Source organism: Mesorhizobium sp. M7A.F.Ca.CA.003.01.2.1, from assembly GCF_003998945.1.
GTDB lineage: Bacteria > Pseudomonadota > Alphaproteobacteria > Rhizobiales > Rhizobiaceae > Mesorhizobium > Mesorhizobium ciceri.
In genome coordinates this window covers 1-2,014 of record NZ_RZRA01000980.1, presented here as the reverse complement: position 1 = coordinate 2,014, position 2,014 = coordinate 1, and the positions used below count along the sequence as shown (strand labels likewise).

Below are 2,014 nucleotides of genomic sequence, written 5' to 3'. Positions count from 1 at the left end.
GCGTAATCCCCGGGCGCATGGCTCCGAAGGCGAAGCCACTTCGAAACGGCATGCGCGAATTCATCAATCCCGGCGCACCCCCGCGCCATGCCTTGGGAGCTTTGCCTCGCCCCCGAATCAAACTGCCGGAACCTTTCGGTCCCGGCAGCATCGCATTGCTTCCATCATGCTCAAACAGAAAGATGGAGCGGCGCGTGCGCCGCTCCAGATCCCTACTGGTTGAGAACCGCCTTTTGCGGATTGGGCGGGAAGGACGGATCGGTCTTCTGGCCACGCAGCAGCTGCTCGGCATAGATGAGCTGCAGATCGTCTTTCGGATCCGGCGGCACATAGGCGGCCGAGCCCGAACCCGTCGTGCTCTCGTCGGCGCCCTTGATATGGCCCTTGAGATCGGATTCGCCACGCGTCAGATCCCTGCCCTGCAGTTCCGGCGGCAGTGGCTGTTCGACCTTGATGTCGGGCGTGATGCCCTTGCCCTGGATCGACTTGCCGGACGGCGTGTAATAGAGCGCCGTCGTCAGCCTGAGCGCACCATTCTCGCCGAGCGGAATGATGGTCTGCACCGAACCCTTGCCGAAGGACTGCGTGCCGACCACCGTGACGCGGCGCAGGTCCTGCAGCGCGCCGGCGACGATTTCCGAGGCACTGGCCGAACCGCCATTGACCAGGACGATCATCGGCTTGCCGTTGATGTCGTCGACCTGCTTGGGCTTGGCGTCGAAGCGGGTGACGTCCTTGGGGTCGCGGCCGCGCGTCGAGACGATCTCGCCGCGGTTGAGGAAGGCATCGGACACGCTCACCGCCTGGTCGAGCAGGCCACCCGGATTGAGGCGGAGATCCAGAACGTAGCCCTTCAGCTTGTCGTCGGGAATCTGCTTCTTGATGGTGTCGATGGCGTTCTCGAGGTCGTCGTAGGTCTTTTCGGTGAAGGAGGTGATCTTCATGTAGCCGATGTCGTTCTCGACCCGGAACTTGACCGCCTTGACCTTGATGATGTCGCGCACGACCGTCAGTTCGATCGGCTTGTCGGCGCCCTGGCGCAGGATGGTCAGCTTGATCGGCGTGTTGACCAGGCCGCGCATCTTGTCGACCGCATCGTTGAGGGTCAGGCCGCGAACCTCTTCGCCGTCGATCTTGGCGATGTAGTCGCCGGCCAGCACGCCTGCCTTGGCGGCCGGCGTGTCGTCGATCGGCGTGATCACCTTGACCAGATCGTTCTCCATGGTGACTTCGATGCCGAGGCCGCCGAACTCGCCCTTGGTCTGGACGCGCATATCCTGCGCCTGCTCGGCATTCATGTAGGAGGAGTGCGGGTCAAGCGAAGCCAGCATGCCGTTGATGGCATTCTCGACCAGCGACTTGTCGTCGGGCGGCGTCACATACTGTGCCCGCACGCGCTCGAAGATATCGCCGAAGATCGCCAGTTGCTTGTAGGTCTCCGACCCTGCAGCGTTCGCCGCCGAGCCGGGTGCGCCATAGACCAGGCTCATGGCGGACGCGCCCATCAGCGCACCGGCAAACAGAAGCGACAGTTTCCGCATTATTCACGTCCTTCCAGAAAAACGGTCCGCCCACCATGGGGCCGGATCGACGGGTTTTCCATCCTTGCGGAACTCGACATAGAGTTCCGGCGTGGCATTTCCATTCTTCGAAACCGAGGTGCTCGCCACCCGGGCCTCTCCCATCGCACCGATCGGCTCTCCTGCAAGCACTGATTGACCGGTCGCGACGCTGATTCTGCTCATCCCCGCCAAAACGACATGATAGCCGTCGCCTGCGTTCAGGATCAAGAGTTGACCATAAGAGCGAAACGGCCCCGCATAAAGCACATTTCCATCCGCCGGCGCGGTAACGATGGCTCCCGATTGTGTCGCAACCATGTCGCCTAGCATCACCGCGCCGTTACCGTCGTCGGCGCCGAATCGCCGCTTGATGCGGCCGGTCACCGGCAGTGCGATCTGTCCCTGCAGCGCCGAAAAGGGCACCGCGGCGGCAAGTTGGTTGCTTTCCGGAA

2 protein-coding genes are annotated in these 2,014 nt (G+C 62.6%); both read right to left on the bottom strand.

The genetic code is table 11. The features are described 5' to 3' along the window. Positions 1–212 precede the first annotated feature (212 nt). Positions 213–1,544 carry a S41 family peptidase gene (locus tag EN969_RS28550; protein ID WP_024502881.1) on the bottom strand — a complete coding sequence of 444 codons (1,332 nt, stop codon included), beginning with the start codon at positions 1,542–1,544 and terminating at the stop codon, positions 213–215. Then, positions 1,545–2,014, bottom strand: a 470-nt coding sequence (locus EN969_RS28545; RefSeq protein WP_164758578.1) for a peptidoglycan DD-metalloendopeptidase family protein, incomplete at its 5' end; no start/stop codon positions are given.